The sequence below is a fragment of the Nonlabens sp. MIC269 genome (genome assembly GCF_001430865.1).
Lineage (GTDB): Bacteria > Bacteroidota > Bacteroidia > Flavobacteriales > Flavobacteriaceae > Nonlabens > Nonlabens tegetincola.
Genome location: NZ_CP011373.1, coordinates 364,903 through 385,094, shown reverse-complemented (window position 1 = coordinate 385,094; position 20,192 = coordinate 364,903). Strand labels below are relative to the sequence as shown.

At 34.6% G+C, this 20,192-nt stretch carries 23 protein-coding genes and 1 pseudogene; 6 read left to right on the top strand and 18 right to left on the bottom strand.

Annotated features, from left to right (window positions below; all coding sequences use genetic code 11):
* Positions 1–5: 5 nt before the first annotated feature.
* The 11 genes and pseudogenes from AAT17_RS01825 to AAT17_RS01775 form a co-directional block, all read right to left on the bottom strand.
* A complete protein-coding gene (locus AAT17_RS01825) occupies positions 6–794 on the bottom strand; it encodes a hypothetical protein (protein ID WP_060522666.1) in 789 nt (262 codons plus the stop codon).
* Positions 791–1,024 carry a DUF6095 family protein gene (locus tag AAT17_RS01820; RefSeq protein ID WP_060522665.1) on the bottom strand — a complete coding sequence of 78 codons (234 nt, stop codon included), beginning with the start codon at positions 1,022–1,024 and terminating at the stop codon, positions 791–793. The genes AAT17_RS01825 and AAT17_RS01820 overlap by 4 nt, the downstream gene beginning before the upstream one ends.
* 2 nt (positions 1,025–1,026) lie before the next feature.
* Positions 1,027–1,842, bottom strand: coding sequence for an N-acetylmuramic acid 6-phosphate etherase (gene murQ, locus AAT17_RS01815; protein ID WP_060522663.1), 816 nt, complete (start codon positions 1,840–1,842; stop codon positions 1,027–1,029).
* A 22-nt stretch (positions 1,843–1,864) separates the two neighbouring features.
* A complete protein-coding gene (gene ribB, locus AAT17_RS01810) occupies positions 1,865–3,001 on the bottom strand; it encodes a 3,4-dihydroxy-2-butanone-4-phosphate synthase (protein ID WP_060522662.1) in 1,137 nt (378 codons plus the stop codon).
* 46 nt (positions 3,002–3,047) lie between these two features.
* Complete coding sequence (locus tag AAT17_RS01805) at positions 3,048–4,478, bottom strand: LptF/LptG family permease (protein WP_060522660.1); 1,431 nt, start codon at positions 4,476–4,478, stop codon at positions 3,048–3,050.
* A 1-nt stretch (position 4,479) separates the two neighbouring features.
* Complete coding sequence (locus tag AAT17_RS01800; RefSeq protein ID WP_253279780.1) at positions 4,480–5,145, bottom strand: outer membrane lipoprotein carrier protein LolA; 666 nt, start codon at positions 5,143–5,145, stop codon at positions 4,480–4,482.
* Positions 5,126–7,567, bottom strand: coding sequence for a DNA translocase FtsK (locus AAT17_RS01795; protein WP_060522658.1), 2,442 nt, complete (start codon positions 7,565–7,567; stop codon positions 5,126–5,128). The genes AAT17_RS01800 and AAT17_RS01795 overlap by 20 nt, the downstream gene beginning before the upstream one ends.
* Before the next feature lie 79 nt (positions 7,568–7,646).
* Positions 7,647–8,024: a diacylglycerol kinase gene (locus tag AAT17_RS01790; protein ID WP_042278614.1), complete on the bottom strand. Its 378-nt coding sequence runs from the start codon at positions 8,022–8,024 to the stop codon at positions 7,647–7,649.
* Entirely contained in the window at positions 8,025–8,525 is a 501-nt protein-coding gene (gene tpx, locus AAT17_RS01785) for a thiol peroxidase (RefSeq protein WP_042278615.1), read from the bottom strand. It abuts the gene before it with no gap.
* 2 nt (positions 8,526–8,527) lie between these two features.
* Positions 8,528–9,052 (bottom strand): NADPH-dependent FMN reductase, encoded by a 525-nt coding sequence (locus tag AAT17_RS01780; RefSeq protein WP_060522657.1) that lies wholly within the window; start codon positions 9,050–9,052, stop codon positions 8,528–8,530.
* Between the two features lie 79 nt (positions 9,053–9,131).
* Positions 9,132–9,389 (bottom strand): annotated as a pseudogene (locus AAT17_RS01775) (cytochrome c); the annotation flags it as partial.
* A gap of 384 nt (positions 9,390–9,773) precedes the next feature.
* On the opposite strand from AAT17_RS01775, the gene AAT17_RS01770 reads away from it, so the two are divergent.
* The gene (locus AAT17_RS01770; RefSeq protein WP_042278617.1) at positions 9,774–10,706 is read left to right on the top strand and encodes a LysR family transcriptional regulator; all 933 of its coding nucleotides are present in this window, start codon (positions 9,774–9,776) and stop codon (positions 10,704–10,706) included.
* Between the two features lie 75 nt (positions 10,707–10,781).
* Here AAT17_RS01770 and AAT17_RS01765 read toward each other — a convergent pair whose 3' ends face one another.
* The 3 genes from AAT17_RS01765 to holA form a co-directional block, all read right to left on the bottom strand.
* Positions 10,782–10,979, bottom strand: a complete 198-nt coding sequence (locus AAT17_RS01765) for a hypothetical protein (protein ID WP_042278618.1) — start codon at positions 10,977–10,979, stop codon at positions 10,782–10,784.
* Between the two features lie 186 nt (positions 10,980–11,165).
* Positions 11,166–12,164 carry a 1,4-dihydroxy-2-naphthoate octaprenyltransferase gene (gene menA / locus AAT17_RS01760; protein ID WP_060522656.1) on the bottom strand — a complete coding sequence of 333 codons (999 nt, stop codon included), beginning with the start codon at positions 12,162–12,164 and terminating at the stop codon, positions 11,166–11,168.
* Complete coding sequence (gene holA / locus AAT17_RS01755; protein ID WP_060522654.1) at positions 12,161–13,168, bottom strand: DNA polymerase III subunit delta; 1,008 nt, start codon at positions 13,166–13,168, stop codon at positions 12,161–12,163. The genes menA and holA overlap by 4 nt, the downstream gene beginning before the upstream one ends.
* Before the next feature lie 34 nt (positions 13,169–13,202).
* Between holA and AAT17_RS01750 the strand changes: the two genes are divergently transcribed.
* The 3 genes from AAT17_RS01750 (at position 13,203) to AAT17_RS01740 (ending at position 15,605) form a co-directional block, all read left to right on the top strand.
* Positions 13,203–13,649: a type I restriction enzyme HsdR N-terminal domain-containing protein gene (locus AAT17_RS01750; protein ID WP_060522652.1), complete on the top strand. Its 447-nt coding sequence runs from the start codon at positions 13,203–13,205 to the stop codon at positions 13,647–13,649.
* The gene (locus tag AAT17_RS01745) at positions 13,646–14,653 is read left to right on the top strand and encodes a glycosyltransferase family 2 protein (RefSeq protein WP_060522651.1); all 1,008 of its coding nucleotides are present in this window, start codon (positions 13,646–13,648) and stop codon (positions 14,651–14,653) included. The genes AAT17_RS01750 and AAT17_RS01745 overlap by 4 nt, the downstream gene beginning before the upstream one ends.
* A 79-nt stretch (positions 14,654–14,732) precedes the next feature.
* Positions 14,733–15,605, top strand: a complete 873-nt coding sequence (locus tag AAT17_RS01740) for an OmpA family protein (RefSeq protein ID WP_042278624.1) — start codon at positions 14,733–14,735, stop codon at positions 15,603–15,605.
* Between the two features lie 46 nt (positions 15,606–15,651).
* Here the strand turns inward: AAT17_RS01740 and AAT17_RS01735 are convergent, their stop codons facing one another.
* Positions 15,652–16,344, bottom strand: coding sequence for a CoA pyrophosphatase (locus tag AAT17_RS01735; protein WP_060524935.1), 693 nt, complete (start codon positions 16,342–16,344; stop codon positions 15,652–15,654).
* Here AAT17_RS01735 and AAT17_RS01730 point away from each other — a divergent pair.
* Positions 16,335–17,075, top strand: a complete 741-nt coding sequence (locus AAT17_RS01730) for a peptidylprolyl isomerase (RefSeq protein ID WP_060522650.1) — start codon at positions 16,335–16,337, stop codon at positions 17,073–17,075. The two genes, AAT17_RS01735 and AAT17_RS01730, sit on opposite strands and share 10 nt — an antisense overlap.
* Before the next feature lie 86 nt (positions 17,076–17,161).
* Here the strand turns inward: AAT17_RS01730 and rplS are convergent, their stop codons facing one another.
* From rplS to trmD, 3 genes are all read right to left on the bottom strand, one after another.
* Positions 17,162–17,515 (bottom strand): 50S ribosomal protein L19, encoded by a 354-nt coding sequence (rplS, locus tag AAT17_RS01725; protein WP_042278627.1) that lies wholly within the window; start codon positions 17,513–17,515, stop codon positions 17,162–17,164.
* A gap of 121 nt (positions 17,516–17,636) precedes the next feature.
* Entirely contained in the window at positions 17,637–17,999 is a 363-nt protein-coding gene (locus AAT17_RS01720) for a T9SS type A sorting domain-containing protein (protein WP_060522648.1), read from the bottom strand.
* A gap of 59 nt (positions 18,000–18,058) precedes the next feature.
* Complete coding sequence (gene trmD / locus AAT17_RS01715; protein ID WP_060522647.1) at positions 18,059–18,739, bottom strand: tRNA (guanosine(37)-N1)-methyltransferase TrmD; 681 nt, start codon at positions 18,737–18,739, stop codon at positions 18,059–18,061.
* Positions 18,740–18,843: 104 nt separating this feature from the next.
* Here trmD and mtaB point away from each other — a divergent pair, with 104 nt between their 5' ends.
* Positions 18,844–20,166: a tRNA (N(6)-L-threonylcarbamoyladenosine(37)-C(2))-methylthiotransferase MtaB gene (gene mtaB / locus AAT17_RS01710; RefSeq protein ID WP_060522645.1), complete on the top strand. Its 1,323-nt coding sequence runs from the start codon at positions 18,844–18,846 to the stop codon at positions 20,164–20,166.
* Positions 20,167–20,192 lie beyond the last annotated feature (26 nt).

Here is a 20,192-nt window from a genome sequence, read left to right as displayed (position 1 = left end):
TTTATTTATTTTATTTGAATCCAGTCTACAGGAGAATTGTTTACTGATGTTGATGTATAGGTAACGAGACTAGGCCTTGCGGTATTGTCTACTTTAACAACCTCTTGTACACTATAGGTGATTAAATTCCAACCTTTAAGTAGGTTGATGTCGTACTTGTATTTTGTTGTAAAAACACTAGTCGAATAATCTTCAACCAGATTGTCTTGCTGATACTCACCTTTAATTAAAACGGGATTATTAGTATAAATATAATATGAAAGCCATCCTGTTTGGGTTTGAGGTATTGCTTGAATCTCATTTTTAATGAATGCAGGACTACTTGCAGGAGCGATTAGAACTTGATCATCAACATTATCTTGTGCCACTTCAAAAGTATAGAATTTACCGGCAAGGCTTATTTGTGAGTCTAAGCCTTGAGTTTTTAAGCTATCATGAGGAAGAAATAATTCTGCAGCATTAGAAAGCTCTAATTCATATTCGGCAGAGTCGCTTTTGTTGTATTCTTCAAATTTATTTGAGGAAATTTTATTAAAATCAGGTGGTAACTGAAAGGTAAACTTTCCGCTGTCATCAACACTTCCTGTGTTTTCTGGTTGAACATAGAATCCCAAAATATTAATAGGACCTTTATCACCTTCATAATTAATTACGTTACCAGTTATCGTCGCTTGTTCAACAGGTTGTATTATAGACTCCTTAGATGTTGTTTGAGTTTCATCTGTAGCATCTGTAGCTTTATTTTGCTTACAAGATATTATGGAAATGATTAACAGTAGGTAGATAAATTTCATCTTGACTTTTTGGTTTTAAACATAGCATCTAATACGGTCATAATGCCACTAAAAATTAAAAATATGGCCAATATACTGAAGGCTATTCCTGGCATGAGAAAAATGATGGGATGGTCACTTCCTGCTCCCAAATAAATTAAAATAGGACCAGCAAATATAAATAGGACACTTAATGCTAGTCTTTTAAGTCCTTTTCCTAGTATTTCTTTATCTGTAGATGGCTGTTCCATAATTAACAAATACCATAATTATCCAGTGCAGCTCTTACGCTTCCATGTTCTAGCAATAAGTTTTGAGCCTTCTCATAACCTAGACCTGTATTTTCCATGATCATTCTTGTACCACGATCTACTAATTTATCATTGCTAAGTTGCATGTCTACCATTTTATTGCCTTTTACATGACCTAACTTGATCATAACACTGGTACTAATCATATTGAGTACCATTTTTTGAGCAGTACCAGCTTTCATACGACTACTTCCTGTTACGAATTCTGGTCCTACGATAGGAACTATGGAATCATCGGCTATTTGATCAAGTGGACTGTTAAGATTGCAGGTTATCGCTCCAGTATGTATACCTAATTGTTTACAAGCTTGTAAACCTCCAATTACGTAGGGCGTTGTTCCACTTGCAGCAATTCCTATGACTACATCTTGGGCATTTATATTGTATTTCTTTAAGTCTTTTATAGCTTGTTGATCGTTATCCTCTGCATTTTCAACAGCTTTTCTAATTGCCACGTCACCACCTGCGATTAATCCAATAACTTTGTCATAAGAAACACCAAATGTAGGTGGACATTCACTGGCATCCAATATGCCTAACCTTCCACTTGTACCAGCCCCAATGTAAAATAAACGACCACCAGAATTCATTTGAAGAACAATACGATCAACTAGTTTTTCAACAGCTGGCAATACTTTTTTAACAGCTACTGCAACCTTGTGATCTTCGGCATTGATGTTTTCAAGCAAAGTTGCCGTTGACATCGTCTCTAGATTTTGATAAAGTGAAGACTCTTCTGTTGTTTTTTTGAATTGCATAAAAGCTGAGTAGTTCTTTTGATTAGTAATCGGTAGTATTCACTACTTCTAGGCCATAACCAACCATTCCAATACGTTTACTTTGCTCAGAATTGGTCATTAAATCTAATTTACTAATGTTTAAATCATGTAAGATTTGCGCGCCAATTCCATAGTCACGATTGTCCAGTTGTTTACGCGGCGCTTTTACTTGTCCAGACTCCTGAATTTCCTTGAGCGTTTCAAGTCTAGCTAGCATATTTTCTGGTTCAAACTGTTGATTGATAAATACAATGGCTCCTGAACCGCGCTCATTGAGTTTATGAAACATCGCATCTAGTTTTCTGTCAGCTTCAGAGGTTAGAGTAGAGAATAAGTCGTTATTAACTTTGGTACTATTCATTCTTGTTAAGACTGTTTCATCGTCATCCCAACTTCCTAATGTTAAGGCCAAATGAATTTGCCCATTTGTAGTTTGTTGATAGGCTCTTAAACGATATTCACCAAATCTTGTAGTAAGCATGAAATCTTCTTTCTTGATAATCAAGCTGTCGTTTTTCATGCGGTAGGCAACAAGATCCTCAATAGAAACCAATTTTAGATCAAACTTTTTTGCCACTTCATAAAGTTGTGGAAGTCTAGCCATGGTTCCATCTTCATTCATGATTTCTACAATCACTCCAGCTGGTTCATGACCTGCTAGTCTTGCAAAATCAATGGCAGCTTCGGTATGACCAGTTCTTCTTAAAACTCCACCGTCTTTTGCTCTTAAAGGAAATATGTGACCTGGTTTACTAAAATCGTGAGGTCTAGTATCTGGATTAATTAAGGCTTGAATAGTTTTGGCTCTATCACTAGCACTTATTCCAGTAGTTACTCCATGACCTCTTAAATCTATTGAAACTGTAAATGCAGTTTCCATAGGATCGGAGTTATTAGTTACCATGGCTTGTAAATCTAATTCTTTACATCTTGAGTCTGTAATAGGAGCACAAATCAAACCACGACCATGAGTGGCCATAAAGTTGATCATTTCTGGTGTTACAGATGCTGCACTAGCCAAAAAATCACCTTCATTTTCACGATTTTCATCATCTACAACGATGATTACTTTACCTTTTTTAATGTCTTCTATTGCGTCTTCAATGCGATCCAGCTTAATTTCTGCAGGAGCAATCATATCTTTAATTTTTAAGGAGTAACAAAGATAAGGATAAGCGAGGTGCCTATGCCTTATTTGGCTTTTTTTTGAATATTCTAAACAGGCTATCCATCGCACCACCTACATCAAAAAAACCTTGATCTGAAGTCGCTCGATAGGTAAGAATAACCCCAATAGGAAATATAATCATGGTACCCAACCATGCACCTAACCATACAGGAATAGCACCTCGTGTGGCAGACTGTTCAGCCCCAATGTTAATAAAGTGATAGGTAAGGAAAAACACAACAGCAACTACAAGAGGCAGTCCTAATCCACCTTTTCTAATTATTGCTCCTAATGGAGCACCAATAAAGAACAGAATAATACAGGCTATACCTAGTACGTATTTTTTGTGTATTTCAATTTCGTGTTTCCACAACCGTTCATTTTCAGTTTTTTCAAAGGATATTCTACTTTGAATGGCAGATCGATCAGATTTAGATCTATTAATCGCATTTTCAATAGCCCTACGTTGATCAAAGATGCTCATCGTATCAAAGAAGTTTTCTTTGTAAACAATGGAATCAATTTCTTTAACTCTATTGTCTATATTTTCAGGAGTCCATTTAGTGTGTTGTGTTTGATGGTACACTTTCATATTTTGCTCAAAAGTGTTTACAAAAGTGTCTATACGTTCTTTCAACTCGTTTATTCGTAGCATCTTTTGATTGTCGGTGACAGTTTCCGTATCTAGATCTACCTCGTTAAGTTCAGAAACGTCAACATTCAATTCATATTCCTTAAACTCACCCTTGATAAATGGAAGACTTATACGTTGTTCAGCAGTTTTGGGAATCATTTCTTCGTAATAATTACCATCATAAAGTACTAGCTGGATTACGTCACTTTTTAAACTACTTTTAAGTTCACCTTTTTTACTTTTTATTACCGTAAAATTTCCGGTACGATTAGGTGTTTTTTTATGTATTATCACATCTTCTAGAAATCTACCATTATCACCAGATTTCTTGGTCACCTTAATATTATAGTCTCCTAATTGCTCAAAAGAACCTTCAACGATAGCCATGGCTGGCTTCATTCTTTTAATATTATTTATGAGGTTTTTTTGTTTCAAATTACCCCATGGTATCACTGTATTTGCAAAGAAAAATGATGTGACACCTATACTTAATATAATTATAGTAAGAGACCTCATAGCACGTTGCAATGAAATACCATTGGATTTCATGGCTGCAAATTCATAGTTTTCTGCCATCTCACCAAATACGAGTAAAGCAGCTAACAGCACACTCAAGGGTAATGATAAAGGAATCGTAAGTGGTATGTTGTAATACAGAAAGAGAAAAATAGTTTCTGCATCTAAATCTTTACCAGCTAGGGCCTTTATGTATAACCAAATAGCTTGTAAAACTAGAATAAACGTAAATACAATAAAGACGCTTAAAAACGTCTTTGTAAATTTAGTTAATATGTAGCGGTCTAGAATTTTCAAATTAGTCCAACTCTTCTATGTCGTAGCCGCTATATTCTTCTTTATTAAATACAAAAGAATTCTCAGGCAAGGGCTCATTTACCTTTAAAGATTTAATGGTAAAGGTTATAACTGTCCCGTTCTTTTCAGTAACAATAACTTCATTAATATGCTTTGTATTGGAGTCTATACCTATTAAAACACTTTTGTAATTGCTATCTGATTTAATTGGAGTAAGTTTTACAAATTGTATTTTACGTCCGCCTACATTTTTGACAATATCCATCTTTTTATTATAGCCTTTATTGTAAAAGGATAACATGTTTGATGGTGTTATAGATTGTGCATTGTCATCATCTAGGGTTGATACTGTAACCTGCTCATCCTCGCTATTAATGACATACTGTTTAGTACCGTCAAAAATTATGGTGGTTCCTAAATAACCTACGTTATATTTTTCGCCAGACATTCTTGCACTTCCTTGAATGTCCATATTAGTTTTACTTTTTGAGTTACGTAAATTCCCTTTGTACAAAAAGCTGATGTTTTCATAGGATTGGAATTTTGCTGTTACTTCATCAAGTAACTTTTCTGCTTTAGCATCTTGTGCTGTTACCGCTTTCGCGAAAGCAAAAATCATAAACACTGCTGTAATAATGTGATTCATTTTAGGAGTTCTTTTCTTCATTTAACAATTGTTCTAGAGAGTTTAAATCCGGTACTAGGACTTGTCTTGCTTTACTACCTTCAAAAGGACCTACAATTCCCGCAGCTTCTAATTGATCAATGATACGACCAGCTCGATTGTAACCTAATTTTAATTTACGTTGTAATAAAGAAGCGCTTCCTTGCTGTGCCGTAATAATTACCTCGGCTGCATCACGGAATTTACTATCTCTTTCTTCTATGCTTATATCAAGACTCGTGCCACCGTCTTCTCCTACATACTCCGGAAGTAAGTGAGCATCTGGATATGCTTTTTGCGAGCCTATAAAGTCGGTAATTTTCTCAACTTCTGGAGTGTCTACAAAGGCACACTGAATTCTGATTAATTCATTTCCAGCGGTGTACAACATATCTCCTCGGCCTATTAATTGATCGGCACCACCGCTATCAAGGATGGTACGGGAATCAACCTTTTGCATTACTCTAAATGAAATTCTGGCAGGGAAGTTTGCCTTTATCATACCAGTAATTACATTAACCGATGGTCGTTGAGTAGCAATAATCAAGTGAATACCAACCGCACGTGCAAGTTGTGCAAGACGAGCAATAGGTGTTTCTACCTCTTTTCCAGCAGTCATTATCAAATCGGCAAATTCATCTACAACCAAAACTATGTAGGGTAAAAATTTATGCCCATTTGCAGGATTAAGTTTACGTGATTTAAACTTGGCATTATACTCCTTAATATTACGACACATAGCATCTTTAAGAATGTCGTATCGTTGGTCCATTTCAATACACAAACTATTAAGCGTATTGATTACCTTAGAGTTATCGGTTATGATGGCATCCTCGCTATCTGGTAGTTTTGCCAGATAATGGCGTTCTATTTTATTAAAAAGAGTAAGCTCTACTTTCTTAGGGTCAACAAGAACAAATTTTACTTCGGCAGGATGCTTTGAATAAAGCAATGAAGTAAGTATACAGTTTAATCCTACCGATTTACCTTGACCGGTGGCTCCAGCCATTAATAAGTGAGGCATTTTTGCCAGGTCAACAACAAAGGTCTCGTTTGAAATATTTTTACCAAGTGCAATAGGTAATTGCATTTCGGCTTTTTGAAATTTAGGAGACGAGATCACCGATCGCATCGATACGATTGACGGCTTTTGGTTAGGAACTTCAATTCCTATTGTTCCTCGACCTGGAATAGGTGCTATAATTCGAATACCTAATGCACTTAACGATAATGCAATATCGTCTTCAAGATTTTTAATTTTAGAAATACGAATACCAGCTTCAGGTACAATTTCATAAAGAGTAACTGTAGGGCCTATGTTTGCAGTGATTTTTGCGATACCTATTTTGTAGTTCTTAAGGGTTTCTACAATACGATCTTTATTGGCTGCAAGTTCCTCTTCATTAATGGTGATGGTTTTACCTTGTGAGTAATCCTTTAATAAATCAATAGGAGGGAACTGGTAATTACCCAATTCAAGCGTAGGGTCAAACTCTCCAAAATCTTCTACCAGCTTTGAAGCTTTATTATCTATAAGTTGTTCTTCATCAATTACTTCACCTACTTCTAGATCGACTTCCTTTTCTGTGGTTTTTAAAGTAGGTTCAAGTTCTGGTGATAGTTCTTCCTCTTCTTCTTGAGCAATATTTATTTCCATATCACCACTTTTCATGGTGGTAGGCTGCTTTTTTATTTCGTTTTCTGTAGTTGGTTCACTTGTCGTAGTGGCAGTATGTGTAACAGATTCTTCCCAGTCTTTTTCTTCATCTGTAGATTCAATATGTGAGGAAACATCTTCTATCGAATTTTCCACAGTTTGTTTCGCTTTAGCAAAACGAGCAGCAATCTTCTCAGGAGTAAGTTTTAATCTTAGAGTTAAGTATACAATCGCAAAAAAGGTAAGAATAAGTATACTTCCTATTAGGCCTACATAATCTTGAAGTAGGTCATTAATTTCAAAACCTACAGTTCCTCCTAATAAAGCACTGTAATTATGGAAATATCCTAACACAACACTCAACCATATCATAAGTAATAATCCCCAAAACCATAGTTGCAGGATACGCTTTCGCGAAAGCGATAAAAAGTTCTTGCCTGCTGCAAATAAATAGACTCCTGTGAGTATAGTGAGTACAGCGATTGAAAATGCGGCTATTCCAAAACCTTTATAAACAAATATATCGCCTAACCAAGCACCTAGTTGGTTGAGCCAGTTTTTTGTCACAACTGCACGACTTCCTAGATCTACTAGTTCACTTTGATCTTCTCTCCAAGTAAATAGAAAGGACAAGAAGGAGAAGAAGAATATGGCACCTAGAGCCATAAGTCCAGATCCGAGAATAACCTCTTGTCTACGTGTAAGAGAAAAGTTTTTGATTTTAGAAATCAACGATGGTGGAGTAGATGTTTTCTTTTTGCGCGCCATGAATTATAATGAACGAACAAAAATAACAATATTGTACATTCCTTAAACATTTGAAACGTACAGATATCAACAGGATTTATTAACTAAATAGTTCTACGATATACGGTATGTAGATGATTAGACCTACAATACTTGCTGTTATTGCGGTTATAAAAACAGCTCCTGCTGCTATGTCCTTGATACGACCTATTTTTTCGTGGAATTCTGGATGAATAAAGTCGGCAATGCCTTCAATGGCAGTGTTTAAACCTTCTAAACTCATTATGCCTCCTATACACATGCATTGTATCATCCATTCTAACCTTGTGATATTAAATACAAAACCAGCAATTGTCATTATGATACCAATGATCGCCTGTACTTGTATACTAGGCTCTGATAAAATAAGGGCAAAGGCTCCTTTAAAAGCATAGCCCACGCCCTTTATTCTACCAATGATAAACTGTTTTAAATTCAATTATAAAAGTGATTTAAGTGCCGAAAGATAGTCAGGTTCATCAGCAATTTCACCAACTTGCTGATTATAGATTACTTTTCCTTCTTCGTCTAGAACTACAACGGCTCTTGAGTGAAACCCTGATAATGGACCACTTGTCATTTCTAATCCATAATTTTTACCAAATTCACCTGTAATAACATCGCTTAAGTTGGTAACGTTTTCTATATCCTCGTCGCTAGCAAATCTTTTTTGAGCAAACGGTGTATCTCGTGAAATACAAAGCACTGCTGTGTTATCAAGTTCAGTCGCTCTTTTATTAAAGTTTTTTACGCTTGTTGCACAAGTGTCGGTATCTATACTAGGAAAGATATTAAGCACAAGGCGTTTTCCCTTAAAATCGTTTAAAGTTTTAGTGTTAAGATCTGAATCTAACAATTGAAAGTCTGGTGCTTGTGATCCTACTTCAGGTAATGATCCTGATGTAGATATTTCATTGCCTCCTAAGGTTATTGTAGCCATAATTATTTTATTTTATGAAGTAAATCGTTTAATGCTTTTTTAATATCTGGATTGATTATACCCTTTTCAAGATCAAAGTTTTCATTGAATGAAGGTACGGATAAAGCTCCTATTACACTAGCGTCATTTCTAGGGAATCTATCTCTAGCTATTTCCAATACCGTAGATGCACCACGTGATCCTGGTGAAGTAGCTAGTAATAAGGTCTTGCAATTATGAAATCCTTTTGTATCTGGCACTCTAGATAACCAATCAAAGATATTTTTAAAAGCCGCTGTATAACTTCCATTATGTTCTGCAAGAGAAAAAATTAAAAAGTCGCTATTTTTTATTTTTTGGGATAGTTCCAGAATTTCACTGGGTATACCTTTTTCAATCTCTTTGTCAATACCGTAAATAGGAACCTCGTATTGATTGATGTCTATTAACTCTACATCTAAAGGAGCTAATAGAGTAGCAACATGAGTAAGCAGTTTCTTATTTATAGATTGCAAACTATTACTAGCCGCAATTGCAAGTATTTTCATTATTAATATTTAAAAGTAAAAATACCTTAGAATATAAATGTATGGAGTTGTGAAAATGTTAATGTGTTTATTTAGGAATTTCCACGTAAGCTAGTATAGCATCAATTTGCTCGTTTGATAATTGAGGGAATGCATTCATATTACTTTGATTCCATTCATTGTAAAGTTTTACCGCTGTTGGGTCACCACTTGCTATTAATGCACTGCTATTTTTGATCCATTTATATAACCATTCTTTATCTCTTCTTTCTGTGACACCATGAAGAGCAGGTCCGGTGGCCTTTTTGTAACGTTTATGGCAGCTAGCACAGTTTGTATTGAATAGTTCTTTTCCTTGTTTTTGGACGTCGGTAAGTTCTACAGCAGGTTTGCTTACAACTGCTACTTCTTGAATAGGAGCAGTGGTTTGGGATTGCGTCGAAACATAAAACGCAGTACCAAATATCACTAATACAATCATTAACAATAAAGTGAAAATAATACCAATCGCTTTGGATAAATCTTGAAACATGTTTTTTTGTTTTAGTCTAGTTTAGGCCGTTATAATTACAAATAACCCAACCTGATCATACTGATGGTTATTTGGTTTATAATTATTGAAAACCGCTATCATTTTAACAGTATAAAAGTAGTTGACAATTTGTTGACTGCTTTTTAATTGGGATTAATTTAGCATCGATAATATATATAATAAGCATTATTTTTGTAGAAAATATCTATCATGACAATAACCCAGTTAAAATACGTTCTTGCTGTTGCTCAATATCAAAATTTCACCAAAGCTGCAGAGAAAGTATTTGTGACCCAGCCTACTTTGAGTATGCAAATTCAAAAACTTGAAGAGGAGCTAGATGTCCAAATTTTTGATAGGTCCAAAAAGCCGATTGAACTTACTGAAACAGGGAAGAAAATTGTGAATCAAGCTCGCAATATTGTGAATGAAAGTGATCGTATTCAAGACATTGTAGATCAGGAAAAAGGCTTTATAGGTGGTGAATTCAAATTAGGCGTTATTCCTACTGTAATGCCTACTTTATTACCTATGTTCTTGACTAATTTCATTAATAAATATCCAAAGGTCAAATTAATTATTGAAGAACTCACCACCGATAGTATTATCGATAGTTTACAAGACGGAACAATTGATGCAGCTATAGCCGCTACACCTTTAAATCATGAGTTAATTAAAGAGCGAGTTTTATACTATGAACCTTTCGTTGTTTACGATCCAAGAAAAGCAGCTACCACAACAGGTAAGATTAAAGTTGACGATATTAATGTAGATGAGCTATTGTTGCTAGAAGATGGTCATTGTTTTAAAGACAGTGTCCTTAATCTATGTAAGGGAAGTAGAGATACAGATGACGATAGATTTATGCTCGAGAGTGGTAGTTTTGAAACGCTTACTAAATTAGCCGATGAAGGTTTAGGTATGACTTTGTTACCTTATTTAAACACGTTGGATTTAAACGAACGAAAACAAAACAATTTGATTCACTTTGAAGAACCTTCACCTGCAAGAGAAGTAAGTTTAATATATCATCGCAGTGAACTTAAATTACAAATCATAGAGGCCTTGCAAAAGGTAATAGCAGGAGTTATTAAGGGAGCTATAGCGTTTCAAAACGTTCAAATTATAAGTCCAAAAGCATAAGCTTTATAATATGGTATCAATATAAAAAGCGACCTACAAGAGGTCGCTTTTTTCGTTTTAAAAATTAATAGAAAGCTATTTTGGTAATAGCGGAATGCAAGTTTTAAGCTCTGGATTTGAAGCAAAAAGCTCATCTAACCAGATTTTGAGTTCAGTAAGTTCAAAAGGTAATAAGCGTTCTACGGCCTTTTCTAATTCCTTACAGAAAAGTGCTGGACTGAAAGAAACTTTCACTAGCACTGTTTTAGTGTACTCAAACATTGCTCTAGCCATATTAGATAGGGTTTTTAGGTTAAAGTAATATTTTTCTATAAGCTATTATTTAGTGTCTTTAAAAATAATAAAAAACTAAATGTAATAAAATAGTTTAGGTTAAAATTAAAGATCTTTATTAACAATGTGTGATTTTTATGAAATTAATGATCTTAATCTCAATAAATTATCAATATGTTAAATAAATCAAAAAACTAAAATCTGGCTTGTAAAGCTTAAAACGGAAATCAAGAAGGTAGAGAGTGCTACTTTTTTTAATTCTGGATCTAATGAAATAGGTTCCTCGGTATTGTGTACTCTTGTGATGTGTTTAATCAAAGGAATAACCCCAAAAAGAGGAATAAGTAGTAGGTAAGAAGAAATTTCATCAAAATAACCAAGTTGTGTAAACTGTAATAAAAGATGACAGACAAGCATTAATAAAGCAATAACTACAAGGAAGAGATGTAGTTTCTTAGCTCTCTTAAAACCAATTTTTACTACTAGTGTGTTCTTACCAACCTTGCTATCGCTTATCACATCCCTCATATTATTTAGATTGAGAACGGCAACACTCAATAAACCTATAAGTGTTGAAGGAATAATATTCATCATATATACTTCCTTGGTAATCAAATAATACATTCCCATAACGCTTACAGGTCCAAAGAAGATAAAAACAAATACATCGCCAAGTCCCTTGTAACCATAGGCATTGTCACCTACAGTATACTTTATAGCTGCCCAAATTGCAACGATGGCTAGAAACAGAAATATCGATGCAATTAAAACCTCGTCAAAACTAAGACTCATAGCTATTAATGCTATAGCGCTTATTAGAGATATGGTAGCCGTAAGAATAATCGCTATTTTCATTTGCTTTGCAGTGATTGCTCCGCTTTGTATGGCTCTTTCAGGACCTATTCGATCCTCATTATCAGTACCTTTAACACCATCTCCATAATCATTGGCAAAATTAGATAATACTTGAAAGCCTAAAGTTGTGATTATTCCAAGTAGGGTGATGAACCAAAATTGATTAGAAATACTGAAATCCATATCAGTAAATATGGTAGCACTTTCCTTATTTAAATTTATAGAGAATAGGGCGCAGGAGCAACCCATTAAAATACCACTTATGCTTAAAGGTAGGGTGCGCAACCTAGCTGCACTTATCCAAGATTTAATTTTACTCTTCTTACTCATCGTGACATAATATTTACAATAAGCTCCTTAAGAATATCATTTTGTGATAGTTGGTGACTGCCTACACCTTTAGATTGCATATCTGCTTTACGAATTAGTTTTATGGCTCTACTGCAGTATTTCATAGGGAAGTTACGAGCAGCTGTTATTATTTCATTTGCAAAATACGGATTAACACCAGCTGCTCGAGCAACATTTGCAGGATTTTTATCGGATAGCGCGTGTACTTTTAATAATTGAGCATAAAATGAATACAATTGACCTATGGTGAGTACGATAGGATGGTCTTTTGGGTTTTCACCGAAGTAATTAATTATGCGATGTACCTTTACGATATCGCGATTTCCTATAGCCTTTCGTAATTCAAAATTATTGTAATCCTTAGAGATTCCAATGTTGTCCTCAATGACCTGTGGTGTTATAGGTTGATCCTTGGGATGAACAATTTCTAATTTGCCTAATTCATTATTAATTTTACTTAAATCAGTTCCTAAATATTCCACAAGCATTTGTGTGGCTTTAGGATCTATACGATAACCTTTAGATTTTAGTATATCCGTTATAAAAGCAGGTACTTTATTTTCATATAGCGGTTTGCTTTCTAAATAAACGCTATGCTTTTTAAGCAATTTACCTGCTTTTGAGCGACCATCTGGAGTCTTATATTTATAGGCAAAACATAATATTGTAGTTTGCTGAGGTTGCTCTAGATAGCTCGTTAACTGATCAAGTTGTTTTGATAAATGCTGTGCTTCCTTCACTATGACCACTTGATAATCTGCCATCATCGGGAATCGTTTTGCATTTTCAAGGACCGCGGCCATATTTGTTTCCTTTCCGTAAAGAATAACTTGGTTAAAACCTTTCTCTGATTCATCCAGTACATTATTTTCTATATAATTAGAAACTAGATCTATAAAATAGGACTCCTCGCCACACAAAAAATAGACAGGTTGATATTTTTTCTGTTTAAGATCAGATAGGATTTTTAAGGCATCACTCATGTAATGGCACGTAGGGTTTTTGTATTATTGCTTTATGATTCCACTGCATTTACCAGCCGGAAAATTTAGAGTCAAAAGTACTGAAAAAGGGCGCTTGATTTTTGACCAGGTTAGAAAAAAATTTGTTGTACTCACTCCAGAGGAATGGGTAAGGCAACATGTGGTGGAGTTTTTGCTTTCGCGAAAGCGTATACCCTTAAATCTTCTTACAGTAGAAAAACAAATAAGTGTATCGGGTACAGTCAAGCGGTATGATATCGTTTCCTATAATAAGGATGGAAGCGTTCATCTAGTCGTAGAGTGTAAAGCACCTGATGTTAAAATTACCCAAGAAACCTTTGACCAAATCGCGAGATATAATAAAGAATTACAATCGGAGTATTTGATGGTTACAAATGGATTAGATCATTATTTTTGTACCATGGATTACGAAACAAGAGGTTATACATTTATCCCGGATATTCCAGAATATTCTTTATGAAAATTGCCATAGCTATACTTAATTGGAATGGTTTGTCTTTACTAAAGGAATACTTACCCGAGGTAGTAAAGTACAGCAATGAACATCCCATTTACATAATTGATAATGCATCCACTGATGATTCTGTTCAATGGATTAAAAGTCATTATGAAAATAAAGTTGAGATTATTATTCTGGATCAAAACTACGGTTATTCAGGTGGTTACAATCGTGGAATTGACAAAATAAAAGAAGAGTGGATTTGTTTACTAAATAGTGATGTCAGAGTCACTGAGAACTGGTTGGAATCTATCACAAATGCCATAGAGAGATATCCAAAACTTGCGGCCTGTCAACCGAAAATTTTAGATGATAAACAAAAGGAACTTTTTGAATATGCAGGAGCTGCAGGTGGATTCTTGGATCGTTTTGGTTATCCATATTGTCGCGGACGTGTTTTTGATACTATAGAGCAAGATTATGGACAATATGATACGGTAGTAGATATTGACTGGGCTAGTGGCGCTTGTTTATTTGTGAATAAAACGGTGTTTACTGCCGCTGGTAGATTAGATGAAGATTTCTTTGCCCATCAAGAAGAGATTGATTTGTGCTTGAGAATAAAACTTCTAGATAAAGAAATTAAGGTTATTCCATCAAGTCAGGTCTATCATAAAGGTGGTGCGACACTAAGCTATACCAATCCTAAAAAAACCTATTTGAACTTTAGGAACAGTTTGTTCGTTCAAGTAAAAAACAATCACCATTCATTATGGTTGCTACATTTATTTATAAGAATGGTACTAGATGGTCTAGCAGCTTTTAAATTATGGAGCGATTATGGATTTACTTTTTTTGTTGCTGTTTTAAAGGCTCATAAAGACTTCTATTTATCTCTCGGAAAGTTTGTACATAAACGTAAAGCGATTAAGAAACAATCGGTTGTTGAAAATGTGTCTTTAACTTCATTCTCTATAGTTTTCAAGTATTACTTCTGGAAGAAAACGCGTTATCAAGATTTATAGAAGATTTTTGATAATCTAGTGTTAATAGCGCATGATTGTGTTTTGACTTTTATATTTTTGATCAAAATTTATAATAAAGATGAAGAAAATAGCAGTATTATTATTAAGTGGGATTGTGCTTGCTAGTTGTGCTTCTAAAAAAGAATTGGAAGCCGCACTAGCTAAACAACAAGAGACTAAAGAATTACTAGATACAGCAACCGTGAAGCTCAATGCATGTGAATCGGATTTAAAAGCAGCAAAAGCTAGTATCGACTCTAAAAATGATCAAATTTCTACCTTAAAGAATACTAATGCAGCTCTTATGGATAATAACGGTGAATTAGTTACTCTTTCTACACAAGGTAGTCGTAACCTAGAGCGTAGCCTAGAAAGCATCCGTGAAAAAGATTTACAAATTAAATCTCTTAACGATGCTATTAATAAGAAAGACAGTGTAACTATTGCCTTAGTTACTAGTTTAAAGAGTTCATTAGGTAACTTAAACGACCAAGATATTGAGGTTAATGTAGAGAAAGGCGTAGTTTATATTTCAATCAGTGATAAACTCTTATTTAAGAGTGGTCAAGCACAAGTACAGCAAGAGGCAAAAAGAGTATTAGGTAAAGTGGCAACTGTTGTAAATGATAAACCTGAAATTGACATAATGATTGAAGGTCATACAGATAATAAGCCTATTGCAAGTGCCAATTTTAAAGACAATTGGGAGTTAAGTACTGCAAGAGCTCTTGCTGTAACTAGAGTATTACAAGAAGAGTTTAGTGTGGACCCTAAACGTATGACTGCGGCTGGTCGTAGTTATTACATGCCTGTTGCTTCAAATGATACGGCTGAAGGACGTGCCAAAAACAGAAGAACTAGAATAGTTGTATTACCTAAACTTGATCAATTCTTTAACATGATTGAAGAAGGTATGGAACAAGCTAAAATAGATGCGAAGAAGCAAAATTAATCCTGTTTATACAAAAATGAAAAGCTCCAATTAATTGGAGCTTTTTTTATTTGTTTACAATCTGCCGCATCAATACTTTATATTCTGAAAGCATCATGGCAGTTGCTCCCCAAACGATATTTCCTTGTAAGCGATAGCAGGGCACACTAACTTCTGTCATGTAACTAGTTGATAATACCACTCTATCCGAATCAGAAGTTTCTAGAAATTCACTCAAAGGGACCTCAATTATTGATTTAACTTCTTCAATTTGAGGTGTGAAGGATAAAAAATTATTTGTATCAAGTTCTTTTTTACGATTAAAATTTAGCTGTTTATGGGGATAGTACGCCAAATAATTATATACAAGATAATTACTAGGTGGAATATACAAGGGCGTGCCTTCGATGATTATTTCTTGAAATTCATAAGGAACCCCAACCTCTTCAAAGGTTTCTCTTAAAGCAGTATCTTCAAAACCGTTATCATCCGGTTCTGTTTTTCCACCAGGAAAGGCAATTTGTCCACTGTGTTTACCTTTGCTTTTTTGCCTTTCAATGAGAACAAAATGAGCCTCGTTGTTTTTAGGATATATATACATCATTACAGCAGCCTTTTTAGGTGTATTTTTTTCTAAGCTTACTGACTGTAATTCTTCTAATCTTTCCAATGCAGCCATTTTAAGCTGACTTTCTGCCCCTGGAGCTTCAAGATTTTTTAATTTTGGTACCCATTGCAAAAATTGCTCGTATGAAATCATTATACTGTATTTGTCTAATTGTCTTTTTTTATTCATGTAAAGATACACCTGTAACTCTTAATGAGGTTGATACTCCTAGTAAGGAATCAAATGCAGGAAAATGGATAACTAAGGAGGAAAAAGAAGAACGACGTTTAGAGAAAATTTATACACGTGCAGTAAGCACCAAAGGAGATACGCTTTTACATTACATACCTCAGGATAGTGTGCCATTATTTTTTAAGCGGTATGGAAAAAAGAATCCTGAAACTCGTGTTCTTCTCTCGACAAAATATGGTGATGTTACCTTTGAATTATTTAAAGAAACGGAACTTTATAGATCAAGTTTTATTTACTTGATCAAGAATGGGTACTTTAATCAAACAGTATTTCATCGAGTAGTAGATGATTTTATTGTACAAGGTGGTAATAGCGATGATTCATACCCATCATTGATGCGTAATAGTTCGGGAAATTACCAACTGCCACCTCATTTTTTAGACAACGTAAAACATGAACGTGGTACTTTGAGTATGGCAAAATCATGGGATAATAATCCAGACAACTGGCACAATGCTTTTGACTTCTTTATTACGTTGAAAAAGGCAGAACATTTAGATGGAGAGCACACCATTTTTGGTAGAGTAGTGGATGGTATGGAAGTATTGGAACGTATCTCTCAAATTCCTACAGACTCTAGAGACTGGCCTGAAGAAGATGTTTACATGACTTTTAAAGTTTTAAAAGAATAATTAAATCCAATAATTGAGATTTGCATCATTTTATATCAAAAAAAAAGCTGTCCAAACGGACAGCTTTTTTTTTGATATAATGAAAATTACTTTCTTTGAGCTTCTTTGATACGAGCTTTCTTTCCAGTAAGTTCTCTAAAGTAGAAGATACGTTTTCTACGTACTTTACCTCTTTTGTTGATTTCGATTTTCTGAATAGCTGGAAGGTTGATAGGGAAAATTCTTTCTACACCTATACCACCACTCATTTTTCTAATTGTAAAAGTTTTAGTAGCTCCAGTACCTCTTAATTGTAATACAACACCACGGAAAAACTGAGTACGGCTTTTTTCACCTTCTTTAATCTCATAATAAACTGTGATAGTATCACCAGCTGAGAATTTTGGTAAATCTTTTGTTGAAATAAATTCGTCTTGAACGAACTTTACTAAATCTGACATTTTTATAGACTTATTATATTTAATTAAAACAACATACACGAACCTCGTCAGAGGTTGATTTAACGAGCTGCAAAAATAAACACTTATTTAAAAGTGTACAATAAATAAAATAAAAAAAACTTTATTGAATGATAAGTTTCTTAACGTGACTATTTCCTTCCGTATTAACTCTAAGGAAATAAATACCAGCGCTTAATTTTGAAACATCAAAGGACATTACACCCGATTTGATTTTACTATTTGTTCGATAGACTTCTTTTCCTAGCGAATTAATAATACTTAATTGTAGGCTGCTGGAGTTAGTATTATTCAATGAGAACTTTAAAGTTCCGTTCTTGACTGGATTGGAAAGTAAAATTAGATTTTCGTTTCCTATCTGATTGTAAAAGTAAGTCGATACAGGAGAGGCAGGTACTATTACAGAAGCCTTCACTGTAAAGCACAAACCAAGTACTAGGGTAAAAGAGAGTAATAGTTTCTTCATTTTCTACAATTTCAAAATAAAGATACAATTATTTTGCCAAACTGTGACGTTAATTTAAGTTAATCGTCTTTTAATAAGTCAGGGCGACGTTCTTCCGTGCGTTTAAATGCTTGTTCTTCTCTCCATTTATCTATGGCTTGAAAATTTCCGCTTAGTAATATTTCAGGTACTTGTTGACCTTTATAATTCGCAGGACGCGTGTATACCGGTGGCGCAAGTAAGTCGTCTTGAAAACTATCGGTAAGTGCACTTGTTTCGTTTGATAGGACACCAGGAATTAAACGTATTACTGCATCACATAATACAGCAGCTCCTAATTCACCACCAGAGAGTACGTAATCACCTATGGAAATTTCTTTGGTAACAAACATATCTCTTACACGTTGATCGACACCTTTATAATGACCACATAAAATGATAATGTTTTCTTGAAGTGAAATAGTATTTGCTATTCCTTGATTCAAAGTCTCTCCATCTGGCGTCATGTAAATGATTTCATCATAATCACGTTCTTTTTTGAGGTCCGAAATTAAGTGATCTATAGGCTCGATCATCATCACCATACCAGCGCCACCACCATATTGATAATCATCAATTTGATTGTATCTATTAAGACCGTACTTTCTCAAATCGTGTAGATGTACCTCAACAAGACCTTTTTCCACAGCACGTTTTAAAATACTGGCTTCAAATGGACTAGTTATTAATTCTGGTAAAACGGTGATTATATCTATGCGCACTATTCTTATTTTCTTGCAAAAATACTAAGAATAAGCTGTTATAGGATTCTGCTTTTCAACTCATTCCTTTCAATTATCTTTGCAGCCTATTTAGGAAAAGGAATATGGAGGTAGCAACAGCTGCAAAATCAGTCGCATTTTACACATTAGGGTGTAAGCTTAATTTTAGTGAAACCAGTACCATTGCACGCAGTTTTAAAGACGAAGGCTTTGATAGAGTGGATTTCAATGAAAAAGCAGATATTTATGTAATCAATACATGTAGTGTTACAGAAAATGCCGATAAACGATTTAAGTCCATTGTAAGAAAAGCACAACAGCACAATGAAGATGCTTTTGTAATTGCGGTAGGTTGTTATGCACAATTAAAACCTGCAGAACTGGCAGCCGTTGATGGTGTAGACCTAGTTCTTGGAGCTACTGAAAAGTTTAAGGTAACAGATTATCTTAATCAACTGTCTAAAGAAGAACCAGCGCAAATTCATTCCTGTGAAATAGACGATGCCGATTTTTATGTAGGATCCTATTCTATAGGTGATCGCACGCGAGCTTTTCTCAAAGTACAGGACGGTTGTGATTATAAATGTACCTATTGTACTATACCACTGGCACGCGGTATTTCTAGAAGTGATACTCTTGAAAATGTAATGAATAACGCTAGAGAGATTAGCAATAAAGGTATCAAGGAAATTGTCCTCACCGGTGTAAATATAGGCGACTACGGAAAAGGTGAATTTGGTAATAAAAGACATGAGCATACTTTTCTAGACCTTGTACATGCTCTAGATACGGTGAACGGTATAGAAAGATTACGTATCTCTAGTATCGAACCTAATCTACTTAAAAATGAAACCATTGAGTTCGTTAGCCGTGCAAACGCCTTTGTGCCGCATTTTCACATTCCCTTACAATCGGGTAACAATGAATTGCTAGGTAAAATGCGTCGCCGTTATAATAGAGAATTATATGTTGATCGGGTTACTAAAATTAAAGAGGTAATGCCTGATTGCTGTATAGGTGTAGATGTTATAGTGGGATTTCCTGGAGAAACAGATGAACACTTTCTAGATACATATCAATTTTTATCAGAACTGGACATTTCTTACCTGCATGTTTTCACATACTCAGAAAGAGATAATACACTTGCCGCAACCATGGATAGTCCTGTACCAATGAATGTGCGTAAAAAACGTAGTAAAATGCTACGAGGTTTATCGGTTAAAAAACGCAGAGCCTTCTATGAAAGTCAATTAGGTAAAGAAAAAACGGTTCTTTGGGAAGCTGAAAATAAGGAAGGTTTCATACATGGTTTTACTGAAAATTACGTAAAAGTAAAAACCTTTTGGAACCCTAATCTAGTCAATCAACTAGAGTCTGTAAGTCTAGATTACATTGATGAAGATGGCCTGGTACGCATCAAATCATAGTTCTCTTAAAATTTTTTAAACTTGCA

Coding starts and splice junctions, on each gene's coding strand:
- AAT17_RS01730 (WP_060522650.1), top strand. CDS start 16,335: ATGAAATCATTATACTGTATTTGTCTAATTGTCTTTTTTTATTCATGT.
- AAT17_RS01795 (WP_060522658.1), bottom strand. CDS start 7,567: ATGGCGCGCAAAAAGAAAACATCTACTCCACCATCGTTGATTTCTAAA.
- AAT17_RS01825 (WP_060522666.1), bottom strand. CDS start 794: ATGAAATTTATCTACCTACTGTTAATCATTTCCATAATATCTTGTAAG.
- holA (WP_060522654.1), bottom strand. CDS start 13,168: ATGAGTGATGCCTTAAAAATCCTATCTGATCTTAAACAGAAAAAATAT.
- AAT17_RS01745 (WP_060522651.1), top strand. CDS start 13,646: ATGAAAATTGCCATAGCTATACTTAATTGGAATGGTTTGTCTTTACTA.
- AAT17_RS01750 (WP_060522652.1), top strand. CDS start 13,203: ATGATTCCACTGCATTTACCAGCCGGAAAATTTAGAGTCAAAAGTACT.
- ribB (WP_060522662.1), bottom strand. CDS start 3,001: ATGATTGCTCCTGCAGAAATTAAGCTGGATCGCATTGAAGACGCAATA.
- AAT17_RS01735 (WP_060524935.1), bottom strand. CDS start 16,344: ATGATTTCATACGAGCAATTTTTGCAATGGGTACCAAAATTAAAAAAT.
- AAT17_RS01765 (WP_042278618.1), bottom strand. CDS start 10,979: ATGGCTAGAGCAATGTTTGAGTACACTAAAACAGTGCTAGTGAAAGTT.
- mtaB (WP_060522645.1), top strand. CDS start 18,844: ATGGAGGTAGCAACAGCTGCAAAATCAGTCGCATTTTACACATTAGGG.
- murQ (WP_060522663.1), bottom strand. CDS start 1,842: ATGCAATTCAAAAAAACAACAGAAGAGTCTTCACTTTATCAAAATCTA.
- AAT17_RS01770 (WP_042278617.1), top strand. CDS start 9,774: ATGACAATAACCCAGTTAAAATACGTTCTTGCTGTTGCTCAATATCAA.
- AAT17_RS01820 (WP_060522665.1), bottom strand. CDS start 1,024: ATGGAACAGCCATCTACAGATAAAGAAATACTAGGAAAAGGACTTAAA.
- AAT17_RS01780 (WP_060522657.1), bottom strand. CDS start 9,052: ATGAAAATACTTGCAATTGCGGCTAGTAATAGTTTGCAATCTATAAAT.
- tpx (WP_042278615.1), bottom strand. CDS start 8,525: ATGGCTACAATAACCTTAGGAGGCAATGAAATATCTACATCAGGATCA.
- rplS (WP_042278627.1), bottom strand. CDS start 17,515: ATGTCAGATTTAGTAAAGTTCGTTCAAGACGAATTTATTTCAACAAAA.
- AAT17_RS01800 (WP_253279780.1), bottom strand. CDS start 5,145: ATGAAGAAAAGAACTCCTAAAATGAATCACATTATTACAGCAGTGTTT.
- menA (WP_060522656.1), bottom strand. CDS start 12,164: ATGAGTAAGAAGAGTAAAATTAAATCTTGGATAAGTGCAGCTAGGTTG.
- AAT17_RS01720 (WP_060522648.1), bottom strand. CDS start 17,999: ATGAAGAAACTATTACTCTCTTTTACCCTAGTACTTGGTTTGTGCTTT.
- AAT17_RS01740 (WP_042278624.1), top strand. CDS start 14,733: ATGAAGAAAATAGCAGTATTATTATTAAGTGGGATTGTGCTTGCTAGT.